This window comes from Lysobacter brunescens, assembly GCF_042677005.1.
GTDB classification, from domain to species: domain Bacteria; phylum Pseudomonadota; class Gammaproteobacteria; order Xanthomonadales; family Xanthomonadaceae; genus Lysobacter_I; species Lysobacter_I brunescens.
Window position 1 is genome coordinate 1,207,423 of record NZ_JBHTIF010000001.1, and the last position, 16,448, is coordinate 1,223,870.

16 protein-coding genes are annotated in these 16,448 nt (G+C 66.6%); 9 read left to right on the forward strand and 7 right to left on the reverse strand.

What is annotated here, in order from left to right:
* Nucleotides 1–141: 141 nt before the first annotated feature.
* Nucleotides 142–483, forward strand: coding sequence for a hypothetical protein (locus ACFQ0E_RS05145; protein WP_386822608.1), 342 nt, complete (start codon nt 142–144; stop codon nt 481–483).
* 43 nt (nt 484–526) lie between these two features.
* Here ACFQ0E_RS05145 and fghA read toward each other — a convergent pair whose 3' ends face one another.
* From fghA to ACFQ0E_RS05165, 4 genes are all read right to left on the reverse strand, one after another.
* The gene (gene fghA / locus ACFQ0E_RS05150) at nt 527–1,363 is read right to left on the reverse strand and encodes an S-formylglutathione hydrolase (RefSeq protein ID WP_386822609.1); all 837 of its coding nucleotides are present in this window, start codon (nt 1,361–1,363) and stop codon (nt 527–529) included.
* A gap of 48 nt (nt 1,364–1,411) precedes the next feature.
* The gene (locus ACFQ0E_RS05155) at nt 1,412–3,664 is read right to left on the reverse strand and encodes a CocE/NonD family hydrolase (RefSeq protein WP_386822610.1); all 2,253 of its coding nucleotides are present in this window, start codon (nt 3,662–3,664) and stop codon (nt 1,412–1,414) included.
* 73 nt (nt 3,665–3,737) lie between these two features.
* Nucleotides 3,738–4,847, reverse strand: coding sequence for an S-(hydroxymethyl)glutathione dehydrogenase/class III alcohol dehydrogenase (locus ACFQ0E_RS05160; protein WP_386822611.1), 1,110 nt, complete (start codon nt 4,845–4,847; stop codon nt 3,738–3,740).
* A gap of 29 nt (nt 4,848–4,876) precedes the next feature.
* Nucleotides 4,877–5,140 carry a metal/formaldehyde-sensitive transcriptional repressor gene (locus ACFQ0E_RS05165; RefSeq protein WP_386822612.1) on the reverse strand — a complete coding sequence of 88 codons (264 nt, stop codon included), beginning with the start codon at nt 5,138–5,140 and terminating at the stop codon, nt 4,877–4,879.
* A 118-nt stretch (nt 5,141–5,258) separates the two neighbouring features.
* Here ACFQ0E_RS05165 and ACFQ0E_RS05170 point away from each other — a divergent pair, with 118 nt between their 5' ends.
* Complete coding sequence (locus ACFQ0E_RS05170; RefSeq protein WP_386822613.1) at nt 5,259–5,681, forward strand: hypothetical protein; 423 nt, start codon at nt 5,259–5,261, stop codon at nt 5,679–5,681.
* Between the two features lie 51 nt (nt 5,682–5,732).
* On the opposite strand, the gene ACFQ0E_RS05175 is transcribed toward ACFQ0E_RS05170, so the two are convergent.
* Nucleotides 5,733–6,206 carry a hypothetical protein gene (locus ACFQ0E_RS05175; protein WP_386822614.1) on the reverse strand — a complete coding sequence of 158 codons (474 nt, stop codon included), beginning with the start codon at nt 6,204–6,206 and terminating at the stop codon, nt 5,733–5,735.
* 120 nt (nt 6,207–6,326) lie between these two features.
* On the opposite strand from ACFQ0E_RS05175, the gene ACFQ0E_RS05180 reads away from it, so the two are divergent.
* From ACFQ0E_RS05180 to ACFQ0E_RS05200, 5 genes are all read left to right on the forward strand, one after another.
* A complete protein-coding gene (locus ACFQ0E_RS05180; RefSeq protein WP_386822615.1) occupies nt 6,327–7,211 on the forward strand; it encodes a LysR family transcriptional regulator in 885 nt (294 codons plus the stop codon).
* Nucleotides 7,193–7,948: a hypothetical protein gene (locus ACFQ0E_RS05185; RefSeq protein WP_386822616.1), complete on the forward strand. Its 756-nt coding sequence runs from the start codon at nt 7,193–7,195 to the stop codon at nt 7,946–7,948. The genes ACFQ0E_RS05180 and ACFQ0E_RS05185 overlap by 19 nt, the downstream gene beginning before the upstream one ends.
* An 11-nt stretch (nt 7,949–7,959) precedes the next feature.
* Entirely contained in the window at nt 7,960–8,502 is a 543-nt protein-coding gene (locus ACFQ0E_RS05190; RefSeq protein ID WP_386822617.1) for a hypothetical protein, read from the forward strand.
* 206 nt (nt 8,503–8,708) lie between these two features.
* Nucleotides 8,709–9,305 (forward strand): 2OG-Fe(II) oxygenase, encoded by a 597-nt coding sequence (locus ACFQ0E_RS05195; protein ID WP_386822618.1) that lies wholly within the window; start codon nt 8,709–8,711, stop codon nt 9,303–9,305.
* Nucleotides 9,306–9,332: 27 nt separating this feature from the next.
* Nucleotides 9,333–9,743 carry a hypothetical protein gene (locus ACFQ0E_RS05200; RefSeq protein ID WP_386822619.1) on the forward strand — a complete coding sequence of 137 codons (411 nt, stop codon included), beginning with the start codon at nt 9,333–9,335 and terminating at the stop codon, nt 9,741–9,743.
* Between the two features lie 43 nt (nt 9,744–9,786).
* On the opposite strand, the gene ppc is transcribed toward ACFQ0E_RS05200, so the two are convergent.
* On the reverse strand, nt 9,787–12,486 hold the full coding sequence (gene ppc, locus ACFQ0E_RS05205; protein WP_386822620.1) for a phosphoenolpyruvate carboxylase: 2,700 nt from the start codon (nt 12,484–12,486) through the stop codon (nt 9,787–9,789).
* 284 nt (nt 12,487–12,770) lie between these two features.
* Here ppc and ACFQ0E_RS05210 point away from each other — a divergent pair, with 284 nt between their 5' ends.
* Entirely contained in the window at nt 12,771–13,262 is a 492-nt protein-coding gene (locus ACFQ0E_RS05210) for an REP-associated tyrosine transposase (RefSeq protein WP_449284336.1), read from the forward strand.
* A gap of 105 nt (nt 13,263–13,367) precedes the next feature.
* Here ACFQ0E_RS05210 and ACFQ0E_RS05215 read toward each other — a convergent pair whose 3' ends face one another.
* Nucleotides 13,368–14,732 carry a glutamate--cysteine ligase gene (locus tag ACFQ0E_RS05215; RefSeq protein ID WP_386822622.1) on the reverse strand — a complete coding sequence of 455 codons (1,365 nt, stop codon included), beginning with the start codon at nt 14,730–14,732 and terminating at the stop codon, nt 13,368–13,370.
* A gap of 123 nt (nt 14,733–14,855) precedes the next feature.
* Between ACFQ0E_RS05215 and ACFQ0E_RS05220 the strand changes: the two genes are divergently transcribed.
* The gene (locus ACFQ0E_RS05220; RefSeq protein ID WP_386822623.1) at nt 14,856–16,442 is read left to right on the forward strand and encodes a peptide ABC transporter substrate-binding protein; all 1,587 of its coding nucleotides are present in this window, start codon (nt 14,856–14,858) and stop codon (nt 16,440–16,442) included.
* The last annotated feature ends 6 nt before the right edge of the window (nt 16,443–16,448 follow it).

Genomic DNA, 16,448 nt, shown 5'->3' on the forward strand with positions numbered 1-16,448 from the left:
CACGGTGATGATGCGCTTCGGCATGCGTCCTGAACGTCCGCAACGAACACCACGGCGGGTGCAGGGCACGCCCTACCCGCCGCCACCTGATCGGCGTAACGTGTGGCGCATCGACCGCATACCGATCAGAGGAGCACGCGCATGACCGCCAGGTTCTTCATCTCGCTGCCCGATCCCGATGCCGTGCAGGCCGCCGGCGCGTTCGCGTTCCGTTCGCGCGGCGCCGAAGGCATCGCCGGGGAGCTGCTGGCGGCGCTGCGCACCGATGCGCTGTTCCAGCGTTGGCGCGCCACGCAGGAAGATCCGGACGCCGTCGATCCGGCGATGGCCGCGACCGATCCCGGGGCCACCGTGGTCGGCACGCAGAATGACCTGCACGTGGAGCTGGTGGTGGTGTCGTCCATCTCCAGCAGCGTCCTGCGCCACCGCCTGCGCCTGCTCGCCGGGCATGCCTGGCAGCTGCGCGACGTGACCGCCGCCTGACACGCGCGACAGGCGGCCAGGCAAGCACTTCGAAGCGCCAGGTTCAGCGTGCCTGGTTCAACTGGCGCATGTGGAAGATGAAGTGCTCGCCGATGAAGCTGCTGATGAAGTAGTAGCTGTGGTCGTAGCCCGGGCGGATGCGCAGGTCGATCGGATGGTCGACCGCATCGCAGGCGGCGAGCAGGCGACCCGACTGCAGCTGGGTGTCGAAGAACTCGTCATCGCCGCCCTGGTCGATGCGCAGCGGCAGCCGCTCGCGCGCGGTCGCGACCAGTTCGCACGCGTCCCAGGCATTCCACTGCGATTCGTCGTCGCCGAGATAGGCCGCGAAGGCCTTCCGGCCCCACGGCACCTGCGACGGCGCCACGATCGGCGAAAACGCCGAGACGCTGCGGTAGCGCCCCGGGTTGCGAAGCGCCGCCACCAGCGCGCCATGCCCGCCCATCGAATGTCCGCTGATCGCGCGCGCATCGGTGGCCGGGAAATGCGCCGCCACCAGCGCGGGCAGTTCGTTCACGACGTAGTCGTGCATGCGGTAGTGCGCCGACCATGGCGCCTGCGTCGCATCCAGGTAGAAGCCCGCGCCCTTGCCGAGGTCGTAGCCCTCGGCATCCGGCACCTGGTCGCCGCGCGGGCTGGTGTCCGGCGCGATCACGATCACCCCGTGCTCCGCCGCGTAACGCTGCGCGTTGGCCTTGGTGATGAAGTTCTGCTCGGTGCAGGTCAGCCCGGACAGCCAGTACAGCACCGGGCACGGCCGGTTGGCCGATTGCGGCGGCAGGTAGACCCCGACGTTCATCGTGCATCCCAGCACTGTCGATTCGTGGCGCCAGACATCCTGCCAGCCGCCGTGGGACGCGTGATGTTCGATCCGTTGCATGTGCGCTTGCTCTCTCTGCCTCGATCTGGTGTGGATCAATCGCTCGATTCAATTCGATATCGGGATGTGGATGCGGCTCTCGGTGTGCCACTGCACGCGCATCGGCGCGCCGGCATCCGCGATGCTTTCGTCGCTCACATCCTTGCCGGTGCCGTGGTTGACCTGCGCGTAGGCGTTCTTGTTGACGCTGACGGTGGCGACCAGGCGGCTGCCCGGCTGCAACTGCCGGCTGGTCATCCGCGTCCTGTCGAAGCGGATGATGGTCTTTTCCCCGGGCGTCAGAAGATGGCGTGTCGCCATGTCATCGGCATGGCTCGCACGACCGATGATGTACGACAGCTGGAACAGTTCGCCAGTGGGCAGGCGCTCGTACAGCGTCACCGCATAATCCAGGTCGCGACGATCGGTGGTCACGTGCAATTCGCCCGAGAAGATGCCTGAAACTTCGATTGCTGCATCGAACGGCGCACTCTCGAACACCAGGCCGCTCGATGCGCCCAGCGTCCTGCCGACGACGGGGTCCGGATAGGTGTCGCCGAGGCTGGTGCTGCGATCGGCGAAGTCCACGATCTGGCTCAGCGTCGATGGCGTGGCGTCGGGGCGCTCCGACAGCGCGTGGTATTGGCCGCTGCGCGTCGCGCTGAGATAAAAGGTCTTTCGCTCGCGGCTCATCGCATCGATCGATGGCGCATGCTTCCACGCGTTCGCGCCCATCACCTGGTAGTTGACCCGGTCGCGCAGGATCGCCGGCTTCGGCGCGCCGCGGAAGACATGGTCCATCCACTGGAAGGTGATCTCCGGCGTGTCGATCATGGCGACCGGATCGATCGCATAGCCGTTGTGCGCCGATGGCTTGCGCGCGGCCTGCGAGCCGCCGTGATCCCATGGGCCGATCAGCAGGGTGTGATCGGCATCGGGCCGCTGTGCCAAGTGTTGCTTCAGGTAATGCAGCGCGGACTGCTGGCCGTCGTCGAAATAGCCGGTGACGGTCAGTACAGGAATGTCGATCTGCGCGAACTCGCGTCCATGCGGCGTCATCGCCTGCCAATAGGCGTCGTAGCGCGGATGCTGCAGCCAGCGCTGGAACCAGGGATTCGGCGTGCCGTCGATGCGATCGATGTCGCGATAGGACGCGCCGCTGCGGTACCAGCGCTCGTTGAGCGCATCCCACCGCGCATGGTCGGAGTAGGTCTCGTTGTCCAGCGTCTTGTTGCTGGCGGCGTAGAGCGGCCAGCCGTGATTGACGAACAGGAAGACGTTGTTCTCCATCGGCAGGCCGTTGCCGGGGTTGTTCGCGACCCAGGGCACAATGGTTTTCAGCGCCTTCGGCAGTTTCTTCGCCGCCGCCCACTGCGCGAAGCCGTCGTAGCTGCCGCCGTACATGCCGACGCGACCGTCGCTCCACGGCTGGCGCGCGATCCAGTCGATGACAGCGCGGGCATCGTCGCCGTCGTGCTCGAAAGGCAGAGGTGCCTGCGGGCTCCAGCCCTTGCCGCGCGTGTAGGCGACCATGCCGGCGTAGCCGCGCGCCGCTACGCTGCGGGCATCCGCCATCCCCTGCTCGTTGACATAGATGGTGTAGCGCAGCAGCGCCGGCAAGGGCTCGCGAGTCGCGCGCGGTCGCACGAGCACGGTCGCGATGTCGGCGCCATCGGGCGTGCGCACCAGGCCGCGCGCATCGACGATATAGCGTCGCGCATCGTCTTCCGCGACCAGCGCGTCTGTGTGTGGTCCGAGGGTCTCGAAGGTCGTCAGCAGGTATTGTGTGCGGATCAGGCCCAGCGCATCGGGCAGCGGCATGCGCGCCACGCCCACCTGTTTCATCGCGGCCTCGTGCAGATTTGTGCGCAGGCCATCCGCATCGCCCTTGAGCCAATGCATCGCCCGGCTCGCGTCGAGGTCGCCCAGCGGTTCGAACACAGCGCGGAAGGCGCTGCGGACATGGCCCTCGGTGACCGGCCCGTTCGCGGCATGGTCCAGCCGTGCGCGCTGCGCGACCTGGAATGCGCGCAGCGGCGCGACGTTTCCGGGATCGGACACGCTGCGCAGTTCGACCAGGGCCTGCAGCGTGTCGTTCGCCGCGCGGTGATCGCCGGCGACGCTCTGCAGGCGGAACAGGGTGTTGAGATAGCGCGCCCGGTTCTCTTCCCGGTACAGCGGAATCGCCTGCCGGGCCAGATCCGGCAGGCTGTCGATCACCGCATCGGCGTCGCGCGTCGAGCCGGGAGCCAGATCCTGTGCGGTCGCGGTCGCCATCCAGAACCACAGCAGCAGGAGAATGGCGCCAAGGAATCTCATCATCGAATCGCGTCCTGGTGCGTTGTGAGCGGGCGCTGGCATACCAGCGGTCCGTGGCGCCATGTCGGCTGGCTGGTCAGTAATGAATGACGGTGCGGATCGACTTGCCTTCGTGCATCAGGTGGAAGGCTTCGTTGATCTCGTCCAGCGGCAGGGTGTGGGTGACGAACGGGGCCAGCTCGATCTCGCCCTTCATCGCGTCCTCCACCATGCCCGGCAACTGCGTACGCCCCTTCACACCGCCGAACGCGGTTCCCTTCCATGTCCGGCCAGTCACCATCTGGAACGGGCGGGTGGAGATTTCCTGCCCGGCGCCGGCCACGCCGATGATGACCGACTGGCCCCAGCCGCGATGGGCGCATTCCAGCGCCGCGCGCATGATGTTCACATTGCCGATGCACTCGAAGCTGTGGTCCACGCCCCAGCCGGTCATCTCGACGATCACCTGCTGAATCGGCTTGTCGTGGTCCTTCGGGTTCACGCAGTCGGTCGCGCCCATCTGTGTGGCGAGCTCGAACTTCGCCGGGTTGGTGTCGATCGCGATGATCCGCCCGGCCTTCGCCTGGCGCGCGCCCTGGATCACCGCAAGACCGATCCCGCCGAGGCCGAACACCGCCACGGTGTCGCCGGCCTGCACCTTCGCGGTGTTGTGCACGGCGCCGATGCCGGTGGTGACGCCGCAGCCGAGCAGGCACACCTGTTCATGGTTCGCTTCCGGATTGATCTTCGCCAGCGAGACCTCGGCGACGACCGTGTATTCGCTGAAGGTGCTGCAGCCCATGTAGTGGTACACCGGCTCGCCGTTGTAGGAGAAGCGCGTGGTGCCGTCGGGCATCACGCCCTTGCCCTGCGTCGCGCGCACGGCCACGCAGAGGTTGGTCTTGCCGCTGGTGCAGAACAGGCATTCGCCGCATTCGGCGGTGTACAGCGGGATCACGTGGTCGCCAGGCTTCACGCTGGTCACGCCTTCGCCGACCTCCGCCACGACGCCCGCGCCCTCATGACCGAGGACGCAGGGGAACAGTCCTTCCGGGTCGTCGCCGCTCAGCGTGAAGGCGTCGGTATGGCAGACGCCGGTATGCGTGATCTTCACCAGCACCTCGCCTTTCTTCGGCGGTGCGACGTCGATCTCGACGATCTGCAGTGGCTGGCCCGGCCCGAAGGCGACGGCGGCGCGTGATTTCATGGTGTTCTCCCTGGGATGTGTCGTTTCGATTACTTGAGATACGAGCGCACCAGCGCGATCGCCTGCTGGATGCCCGCGTCCTTCGCGGCGGCCTCGCCGAATTCCTCGCGCAGGTGGCTTTCCAGCACCTCCGCCATCAGCCCGTTCACCGCGCCGCGGATCGCCGCCAGCTGCTGCAGCACGGAACCGCAGTCGGTGCCCGCCTCCAGCGCCCGCTCCAGCGCATCCGTCTGGCCGCGAATGCGGCGCAGTCGGGTCAGGGCCTTCTTCTTCTCGGCAGGCGTGTACGGCATAGTGGGGGGGAGTATGTGGCAGGCGAATGCAGGTGTCCAGCATCGATTGCCCGCCTTACCTGGTGTTCAAGCGGCCCATGCTTGTCTGGCTATCGGTTACAGAGACAGGAGGACTCCGATGCAGTATCCGAAATCCCTCTTCGTGCTGGTCGCGCTTGTCGCCTGCACGCTTGGCGCCTGCAACGAGCGCAGTGCGCCGCCTTCGGCCACAGAAGCGCCCGACGCGACAACGGTGCCTGCCGACCCGGCGGCGGTGCCGGCCGCCTATCCCACCGATCGCTGGGTCGGACAGTGGGGTGGCCCCGAAGGCACATCGCTGGTGATCGGCGGACGCGATGGTGTCTACGACCTCGTGATCACCAATCTCGATGGTCCACGCCGCTTCCCCGGACGTGCCGACGGCACGCGTATCGTCTTCAACCGTGATGGCGTCGAAGAGTCCATGCGACAAACGAATGGCCTCGATACCGGCATGAAGTGGCTGAGCGAGAAGACGCAGTGCCTGACGATTCGTACCGGAGAGGGGTTCTGTCGCGATTAGCGGATCGTGTTGGATCATGCGGTGACACGAGCAGCGACTGCATGGCTCCCGTCAGAGGATCGCTTTCGCCACATCCCGCCAGGTACAGACATGGCGCATGCCGGAGGGTGGGCGGCCGCGCTGCGGCCCGAAAAGGTAGCGGTGCGGCACGATGCCGGCCATCGGTTCCAGTACGTCGGCGCGATCGTCGATGAAATGCGTGATGCCGAGTTCGCGGCAGTGGATCGCCTTGTCGGGACGCTTCAGGCAGAACCTGACCTTGTCGGCTGCGATGCCGGTGCGTTCGAAGAAACGATGGCGCTCGAACCACTGAAGGGTGCGCTGCTGGATGCGTGGTCCACACTTGGACACGATCCAGACGCGCCCCTCGAAGTGTTCGACCAGTGACGGGACGACGTCGAACATGTCGTCGTAAGGCGGTGTCTCCAGTGCGGCATCCAGAGATCCGCTGATGAATGAGGTGTCGGGCCTGCTGTCGTCGCCCGGTGTGATGAGGACGCGACCGACGTCGATGCCGAGAATCATGATGTACTCCGTGAGGTGTGTGGATGACGCGCATTCCACACGGGTCGACTATTCACGGGAACTTGATTGTTCGGATACGCTATCGAGAATGCTTATAGTGAGTCCGGGATGGTGAATCCGATGCGCGACCTGTCCATCGATGCCCTTGCCGCCTTCGCTGAATTCGCCGAGGACGGCAATTTCAGCCGTGCTGCCGTGCGGCTGCACATCTCGGAGCCGGCGCTGCACACGAAGATCGCCAAGCTCGCCGCATCAGTCGGCACGCCGCTCTACGTGCGGCGCGGACGCACGATCGAGATCACCGAGGCCGGACGGCGCGTGCAGCGACTGGCGCGCGACATGGCGGCCTCGATGGCGGCGTTCCGCGACGACATGCGCGACGATGCAACGACGCGACCGGTTGTGCTCGCGGCCGGCGAAGGCGCGTTCCTCTATCTGCTTGGCCCCGGCATCCGTGCGCATCTGGCCAATCGTCGCCATGCCCTGCAGTTGATGACAGCGGACGGTGCGGCGGCCGTGGAGGCCGTGCGCGCTGGGCGTGCGCACCTGGGAATCGCCTGTCTGGACGCGATGCCGCGCGATCTGGACGCCGAGCCGTTGACCCGCGTGGGACAAGTGCTGGCGTTGCCTAGAAAGCATCCGCTGGCCATGCGTCGCAGCATTCGCCTGAAGGACATCACCGATGCCGGCTTGATCGTGCCGCCAGCGGGGCGACCACATCGCATGATGCTGTCGCAGATGCTGCAGTCCGCGCAGGTGCCCTGGCATGCGGCAGTCGAAGCATCGGGCTGGGAGTTGATGCTGCATCTGGTGAAACTGGGCATGGGCTTGGCCGTGGTGAACGCCTGCTGCCGCATGCCTGCCGGCGTGGTCGCACGGCCGATCCCGGAACTGCCTGCATTGCAGTACATGATCCTGTCGCGAAAAGAGGGCGTGGTTGGAGCAGCGGCCAGCCTGAAAGCCTCGTTGCGCTCGCACTCGGATGGATGGAAGGCTGCCCGGTAGCGGTGGCCTTGGCTGTATGTGCGGTCGCATGTGCCGGCGTTGTAGGATTCGGACTAATCGATCGACGAACGACTGGAGAAGACGCCATGCCAACCGCGCACACCTTGCGCCTGTCCTTGTGCTTGCTGGCTGCATCGCCGATGTCGTCGACCATCGCGCAGGAGACCACGTTCTTCGTGACCAGCGCGGGTCCCGGCAAGGGCGGCGATCTCGGCGGGATCGAGGGCGCGGACCGGCACTGCGCGATGCTGGCGGAGAAGGCGCGCCTGCCTGCGACGGGTTGGCGCGCGTACCTGAGCACCCAGGTGATGCCGCCGGAGGTGCCGGTGCACGCGCGCGACCGCATCGGCGCGGGCCCGTGGCACAACGCAAAGGGCGTGCGCATCGCAGAGTCGGTGGCCGCGCTCCATGGCGCGGAGAATGTGATCTCGCGCACCACGGCGCTCGATGAACGTGGTGAACCCGTACCCGGCAAGGTGCACGACATCCTCACCGGCACGCGTCTCGACGGCACCGCGCCGTCGCCGCTGGATCCCGATTCGACCTGCCGCAACTGGACCAGCGCGAGCGACGAAGGCGGCACCCTGGTTGGCCACCACGATCGCGTCAGCGCGATCGATCAGCCCTGGGCGAGGTCCTGGAATGCCGCGCATCTGAGCCGTGGTTGCAGCGTACCGAAGCTTGCGGAACTTGGCAGCGGCGGATTGTTCTATTGCTTCCGTACGATGACGGAATGAGGCATGGATCCATGAAGCGCATCGCGGAATGCAGGATCGTGGCGCTGATGGCCTGCGCGCTGCTGTTATCGGCCTGCTCGCCCGGAGATGTCCCCGTCACCGGCAAGTCACCCGTGCAGGCATCGCAGTCCGACCCGCTTGAGTCACCTAAGGCGGGCGATGAAAGCGGCATTCCGACGAACATGTCGAAACGCAGGCTGCCTGCGCATCTCATGCCTGTCGCTGGCGCGCCCCATTTCGGCATTGCGCTCGATTCGCTCGACGCTGAAGGACGCGCCATCGTCCAGGCTGCGTCGGCCGACTACGCAGCGATCCTTGCGGGCGGCATGCCGGATTGTCGGGTCGCGCTGGCCGCATCCGACGGAGGTACGACGATCCATTTCTGCGATGGCTACAACATCGCCCGCATCCACTCGATGGATGAGCGCGATGGCGTGGATGGCTTCAAGTACGGCGTGATGCTCGATTTCCTGAACGGCCGGAAGCTGGAAAGCCTCCGATTCCTATCGAACGCACAGATGCGGGCGCTGGAGGCGGCGGCGAAGAAGCGCTGATACGTGCATATGCCGTTGGCGGCCGTGCCAGCAGCGATGCAGTCGATCCGGGCGTGCCCCTCAGTACGATCCACGCCCGTGTCCGCTGTCCATCGCCCCGTGCGTTGACATGGATACTGGCCGCCGCATCGACGCGCGGAACGTGCCATCGACGCACATCCGAGGGAACGGGCATGGGATCCATTCGAGCGAGCCGCGTGCAGGACATGGAGGCGGACATCGGCGAGCACGCTGTCCTCGAGATCGATGGCTTCCTGTCGTCGAGCGAGTGCCGCTGGATCCTGAACGAGCTGAAGTACGCGTGCTGGCGGCCGAGCCTGACTTACATGGAGCAGGACGACGGCACGCGGCGCGATGTGTTGAGCCCGCTGCGCGTCAGCGAGACCGCGCAGCAGAGCCTGTTGACGGACGAGATGCTGGACAAGCTGGCGGAGATCGAGCAGCGTCTCGCAGGTTTCGTCGAGATGGAGACGTCTCATCTCGAGACCTGGCAGGCCACCGATTATCCGCTGGGTGGGAATTTCTACTACCACATGGATTCCGGCTACTGGGACACGCATCCCGCCGGCGACCGCATCTACACGTTCCTGCTGTATCTGACCACGCCCGAGCACGGCGGCGGCACCGATTTTCGTGCGCTCGGACGTCGCGTGCGTGCGAAGGCGGGAAAGCTGGTGGTTTGGAACAACCTGTTCGCGAACGGCGACAGCAACCACCGCATGATCCATTCGAGCATGCCCCTGCTGAAGGGCAGGAAGACCACGCTTGTGACCTGGCTTCGCCAGAAGCGGTTCCGCGAGTGACCACATGAGCACGAGGAGTGCATCGTCATGACGAAAGAACGCGAGCAACTCAGGGCCGTCGAGCAGATCCGGAAGAAATTCGGAAAACTGATCGACCTCGAAAAGAATCCCCTCGTGCTGGTCGAAATCATACGGCAGCACGGACGTGTCTTTATGGAACTCGGCGACCACAACATGAATCCATCGGTGAGCACGGTCGCCGTGGGCGTCAATGACGGTGGAGGCGGCGGTGGAGGAGGAGGCGGCGGAGGAGGAGGTGGTGGTGGTGGCGGCGGCGGAGTGAGTCCAGGCACCAGCACCGTCGCGGTCGGCATCACGCCTCCGGGATCGATCTTCCAGCGCACCGAACTGGAAGAAGTGCTGAAGGCTGTGCTGAAACTGCAGAAGCAGATGGATGCGATGGATCAGCGGATCGAGCGGATCGCGAAGCCGCGCTGAAGCCGGGCGCGTACCGAGCGACGACGCGCGTCCCCTGGCAGCGCTAGCCCGTGTTCTGGATCCCTGCCGAGATGCCGTTGACCGTGGTGACCAGCGCTTGCAGGAGGGCTTCGTCGCTGCGTTCGCCGGCGCGCCAGCGCTGCAGCAGCTCCACCTGCAGCAGGCTGATCGGGTCGACGTAGGGATTGCGCAGTCGGATCGACAGGCGAAGTCTGTAGTCGTCCTGGAGCAGCGTGCCGCGGTCGCGCAGGGCGAGGATGGTGTCGCAGGTGCGCGCGAATTCCTCGGCGATCCCGGGGAAGAAGGTGTCGTGCAGCGGACCGGCCAGACGCGAGTAGCGTTCGAAGATGTCGATGTCGGACTTCGCCAGCAGCATCTCGATGTCGTCGAGCATCGCCGCGAAGAACGGCCAGTCGCGCGCCATGTCGGCGACGGTGTCGTGGCCGACTTCATCAATGGCGGCGGACAGCGCGGTGCCCACGCCGTACCAGCCGGTGAGGCCGGAGCGGTTCTGCGACCAGGCGAACACCCAGGGAATGGCGCGCAGCGCTTCGATGCCGCCTTCGCGGCGCTTCGATGGACGCGAGCCCAGGCGTAGCTGTTCGATCACGTCGATCGGCGTTGCGGCGCGGAAGTAGGTCGAGAACTGCGGATGCTCGTGGACCAGCGCGCGATAGTGCGCGCGCGAACGCTGCGCCAGCGTGGCGGCGAGATCGCGCCAGCGGATCTCGCGAGGTTCCGGCGGGCGCGGGCGCAGGCTGGCGCGCAGCACGGCGCCGGTGGTCTGTTCGAGGTTGCGCAGCGCCAGCGCACGGATCGCGTACTTGCGATGGATCACTTCGCCCTGCTCGGTCACGCGCAGCACGCCGTCGACGGTGCCGCGCGGCGCGGCGATGACCGCGCGCTCGGTCTTGCCGCCACCACGGCTGACCGAACCACCGCGACCATGGAAGAACTCGATGCGAATGCAGGCCTGCTGCGACAGCTCCAGCAGTTCGACCTGGGTGCGCTGCAGCGACCAGCGCGAGGCGAGGATGCCGCCGTCCTTCGCGCTGTCGGAATAACCGAGCATCACGATCTGGCGATCGCCGCGCGACGTCAGGTGACGACGATAGACGGGATCGGCGAACAGCGCGCGCATGATGTCCGGCGCGGCGCGCAGGTCGTCGATGGTTTCGAACAGCGGCGCCACGTCGAGCGGCACGTCGTCGCCCTCGACGCAACCGGCGGTGCGCGCTAGCGCGAGCACGGCCAACGCATCGGCGGCGCTGCGGCTCATGCTGATGATGTATGGGCCGAAGGCGTGCGCGCCGAAGGTGGCGCGCGCCTCGTGCACGGTGCGGAACACGTCGAGCGTGTTGCGCGCGGATGCGGCCTCGCGGTCGATGCGCGCCGTGCCGTCGATCATCGCGTGCAGGCGTTCGACGCGTTCGGTGACGGAACGCGAGGTCCACTCGCCATCGCCGAGCAGCGCGGCCACGGCCTCGTCATGCGTGCCGGAATCCTGGCGCAGGTCGAGCGTGGCGAGGTGGAATCCGAAGGTCTTCACGCGCCACAGCACGCGCTGCAGCGCGAAATGTCCGGCATGCTCGCCGCGGTTGTGCATCAGGCTGGCGTCGATGGTGCGCAGGTCGGCCAGCAGCGCATCGGCATCGGGATACGCACCGGGTCCGCCTGCCAGAGTGGCCGAGAGACGCGCGCGCATCAGGTTGATGAGCTGGCGATACGGCATGTCGACCAGGCGCGGACTCAGCTTCGCCGCATCCGCCGGCAGCAGCGCGGTGTAGTCGGCGATCAGCCGTTCGACCGCATCGTCGGCGCGCACGCGGTCGCGGCTCTGGGTGAGCACTTCGGCGAGCGACTGCAGGTCGTGGCGATAGCTGTTGAGCGCCTGCGCGCGCTGCGCGGTCAGTGCGGCGCGGATGGTTTCCGCGCCCACGTTGGGATTGCCGTCCATGTCGCCGCCGACCCAGGTGCCGAAGCGCAGCAGCGTCGGCAGGTCGATCGATTCGCCATACACGGCCTGCACGGCCTCGGCGAAGGCTTCGTAGTACACCGGCAGCACGCGATAGAGCACGTTGCCGAGGTAGTAGCCGATGTGTTCGACCTCATCGGACACCTTCGGCCGCTGCGATGGCGCGTCGGCGGTCTGCCATGCGGCGGTGAGCGCTTGGCGGATCCGCGCGGTGTCGGCGCCGCGTTCGGCCGGCGTGCGCTGGCGGTCGATGTCGGCGATCAGACGCTCGGTGATTGTGCGTTCCTTCAGCAGCAGCGCGCGGCGGATCGCTTCGGTGGGATGTGCGGTGAACACCGGTTCCACGCGCAGCCGCGACAGCAGCGCGCGCAGGTCGTCGAGCGTGACGCCGTCGTCGCGCAGCGTGCGCAGCACGGCGGTGAAGCCGCCCGGCTGTGGTGCGTCGGTCTTGCGCTGGTAGTCGCGGCGTCGACGGATGCGATGCACGCGTTCGGCGAGGTTGACGACGTTGAAGTACGCGGTGAAGGCGCGGACCAGCGCATCGGCGTCGCCCGACGGCACCTCGGCCAGGCGCGCGGCCAGTTCGTCGATGGTTTCGCCCTGCTCGCGGCGCGCGATCGCGGCACGACGCAGGGTTTCGACCTGGAGGAGGAATTCGGGGGAGACCTGTTCGGCCAGCATCTGGCCGACCATGGCGCCGAGGCGACGGACATCGTCGCGCAGCAGGGTATCGCTCTCGGCAAATTCGAGACGTTCGCGCAGTCGCATGATGGGGGTACGCGTGGGGGGCGTTTCCCAAGGGTATACAAAAATCCGCGAGCGGGGCTATGCATTCGTGTGCATAAGCCATGCCCGCGCGTCCTGTCCCGGGATGTCCATGGGACAGGCGTACCTGCCGCCGTTGGCCTGTCTGGCAGTCCGTCGCGACTTGCGCACAGGGTGTGATGCTGTTCGTGGGAGCGACGCAAGTCGCGACAGGCTGGGAGTTTTCCTACACACCAGCCAGGCCACGCCTGATACCGGTCACCAGTCGCGGACTTTAGGCTGCCGGGATGACATTCGTGCGCTCATCTTCAGGCTACAAAGCGCTCCGCAAGGGGCGCTGGTCAATTCCCGGGCAGATATACATGGTCACCACTATCTGTGCGAACCGCTGCCCACGGTTCAGCCACGCAGAAACGGCGGAGGTGGTCGCAGCAAAGCTGATGGAGGGCGACCTGTGGGGTGACTCCAGGTTGCTGTGCTGGGTGTTGATGCCTGACCACATGCACGTACTGATCGAGCTGGGGCGCGAGCGGGTGCTTTCGTCATTGATCCAGCGTGTCAAGGCGGTATCGGCGCTTGCTGTGAGGCGATCCGGCGTGGCTTGTGGTCAATTCTGGATGCCGGGATTCCATGATCGGACGCTCCGCGCCGATGAGAGCGTGCGCGGTATTGCGATGTACATCCTCCATAATCCGGTACGGGCCGGATTGGTCGCTGTTCCTCGCAGTTATCCGTACCTTGGTACAGTCTGGGAAGATGTCCTGGACGACAAGGTCTAGGCACTCGCGACTTGCGTCGCTCCCACAAAGCGTGTCGCATACAGCCAAATCGATTGCCGAGCCTTGTGTGAGCGACGCAAGCCGCGATGGCGCACAACGTGTGGCTCAGTACGCGAACTCGCGGAACACGCGGTCGATGTCGCCGTTCCACGCGCCATGGAAGAGTTCGAGCTTGCGCTCGGCGGCGGTCTGGCCGCGTTCGACGATTTCGATGGCCGGGTCGAGGAAACGGGTTTCGTCGACGCCCTGGCTGTTGAGCGCGGCGCGACGGCGCAGGCCTTCGACGGAGATCTTCAGCGCTTCGCGGGCGAGGTCGCGCAGGGTGCCGTTCCGGAACGGGACGTGCAGGCCGAGTTTCGGGACGTGGTCGCGCAGCGTGTTGCGCTCGGCCATGCTGAAATCCTTCACCAGGTCCCATGCGGCGTCCAGCGCGGTCTGGTCGTAGAGCAGGCCGACCCAGAACGCTGGCAGCGCGCACAGGCGGTTCCACGGGCCGCCGTCGGCGCCGCGCATTTCCAGGAACTTCTTCAGCCGCACTTCCGGGAACGCGGTGGTCATGTGGTCCGACCAGTCGCGTAGCGTCGGCAGGGCGCCGGGCAGCACGTCGAGCTCGCCCTGCATGAACTTGCGGAACGACTTGCCGGAAGCGTCGATGTACTCGCCACCGCGATACGAGAAATACATCGGCACGTCGAGCAGGTAGTCGACGTAGCGTTCGTAGCCGAAGCCGTCCTCGAACACGAAGTCGAGCATGCCGGTGCGGTCGGGATCGGTGTCGGTCCAGATGTGCGAGCGGTACGACAGGTAGCCGTTCGGCTTGCCCTCGGTGAACGGCGAATCGGCGAACAGCGCGGTCGCGATCGGCTGCAGCGCGAGCGAGACGCGGAATTTCTTCACCATGTCCGCTTCGCTGCTGTAGTCGAGGTTGACCTGCACGGTGCAGGTGCGGGTCATCATGTCCAGGCCGAGGTCGCCGACCTTGGGCATGTAGGCGCGCATGATCCTGTAGCGACCCTTGGGCATCCACGGCATCTCGTCGCGGCGCCATTTCGGCTGGAAACCCATGCCGAGGAAGCCGAGGCCGAGTTCGTCGGCGACAGTCTTCACTTCCTTCAGGTGCGTGCCGACTTCGACGCAGGTCTGGTGGATGGTGTCCAGCGGCGCGCCGGAGAGTTCCAGCTGGCCGGCCGGCTCCAGCGTGACCGAGGCGTTGTCCTTCAGCAGCGCGATGGTGTGGCCATGCTCCTGCACCGCTTCCCAGCCGAAGCGGGTCAGGCCGGTGAGCAGGGCCTCGATGCCCTTCGGGCCGTCGAACGTCGGCGGGCGCAGGTCGTCGAGGCGGAAGCCGAACTTCTCGTGCTCGGTGCCGATGCGCCAGTCGGCCTTGGGCTTTTCGCCGGAAGCGAGCACCTCGACCAGCTGGTCGCGATGGGTGATGGGCGTGTCGGCGACGTGGCTGGGGCTCGACATGGAGAGTCCGTATGCGGGGGGAGGCCTGCAACAGGAGGCCGTCAGGTGGCAATCCGGTTGCGCGGGTAGGCGAGATGGGGGGTGTCCCCTAACATCGCAAGGTCGACACTATAGCCCCCGCCGATGACTCGAATTGTTGCCCTGCTGCTGTCGCTGTGTTCCATGGCGACCGGCGCCTCGCCGGCGATGGCGCAGGCGCGCGCGCTGGAGCGCGGCAACGGGCCGGAGCCGTCGACGCTGGATGCCCACGTCTGCCAGGAGGTTGCCTGCGGCAACGTGCTGCGCGATCTGTACGAAGGGCTGGTGACCGAAGACGCCAGGGGGCGACTGGTCCCGGGCATGGCCGAGCGCTGGTCGGTGTCGGCCGATGGCCGCACCTGGACCTTCCACCTGCGCGAGGGCCTGCGCTGGAGCAACGGCGAGCCGCTCGATGCCGTGCAGGTCGTCGCGAGCTTCCGTCGTGCGTTCGCGCCGCAGACCGCCGCACCGTTCGCCGAGCAGTTCGATGCCGTGCTGCATGCGCCCGAGGTGCGTGCGGGGAAGTTGCAGCCGACGCGGCTGGGCATCGATGCGCCCGATGCGCGCACGGTGCGCGTGCGCACGTCGCGGCAGGTCGCATTGCCGGCGCTGCTGACCCTGCCGATCGCATTCCCGGTCTATCTGCCGGCCGTCGAACGTCACGGCAACCAGCACACGCGCCCCGGGCGGCTGGTGGGCAACGGGGCGTATCGTCTGGCTGCGTGGACGCCGCAGGCGCACCTCGTGGTCGAACGCAATCCGCATTTCCACGCCGCTGCCAGCGTGCGCATCCCGCGCGTGCGCTTCCATGTGACCGAGGATGCCGCGGCGGAGCTGCAGCGTTTCATCGCCGGCGACCTGCACCTGACCGAAACCGTGCCGCCGCAGCCGCTGGCGAAGCTGCGCGCGCGTCACGGCGCGCGTCTTCGGCTCTCGCCCTATCTGGGTGCGTTCTGGCTCGGCCTGAACACCACGCAGCCGCCGCTGAAGGACGCGCCGCAGCTGCGCGAGGCGCTGTCGCTGGCGGTGGATCGCGACAAGCTCACCCGCTACATCACCGGTTTCGGCGAGACCCCAGCCTATGGCGTCGTGCCGCCGGGCATTCCCGGTTACGCGCCGGCATCGCTGCACTGGTCCGGCTGGACGCAGGCGCGGCGCGAGGCGCGGGCGAAGGCGCTGTATCGCGCTGCCGGTTATTCGGATGCCAATCCGTTGACGATCGAGCTGCGCTACAACACCTCGACCCCGCATCGGCGCATGGCGCTGGCGGTGGCGGCGATGTGGCGCGACACCCTCGGCGTGCGCGTGCGCCTGCGCAACGAGGAGTGGAAGGTGTTCGTGCAGAACCGACGGCAGCGCGCGATCACCCAGGTGTTCCGCGGCGGCTGGATCGGCGATGTCGCCGACGCGCGCAACTTCCTGGTCGGCTTCGCCGACGACGGTGCGCTGAACTGGATGGGCTACGACGATCCGCGCTACACGGCCGCGATGCGCCGCGCCGACCTCGCGCGCAGCGAGGCCGCCCGCAACGCCTGGCTGCGCGCAGCGGAAACACGCCTGCTCAATGCGCACGTCGCGATTCCGCTGTATTTCTACACGTCGAAACACCTGGTCGACGACGGCGTGCGCGGCTTCGAGCCCAATCCCCTCGATCGCCACCCGTCGCGCTGGATGTCGTTCGCCGAGCGCTGACGTTCA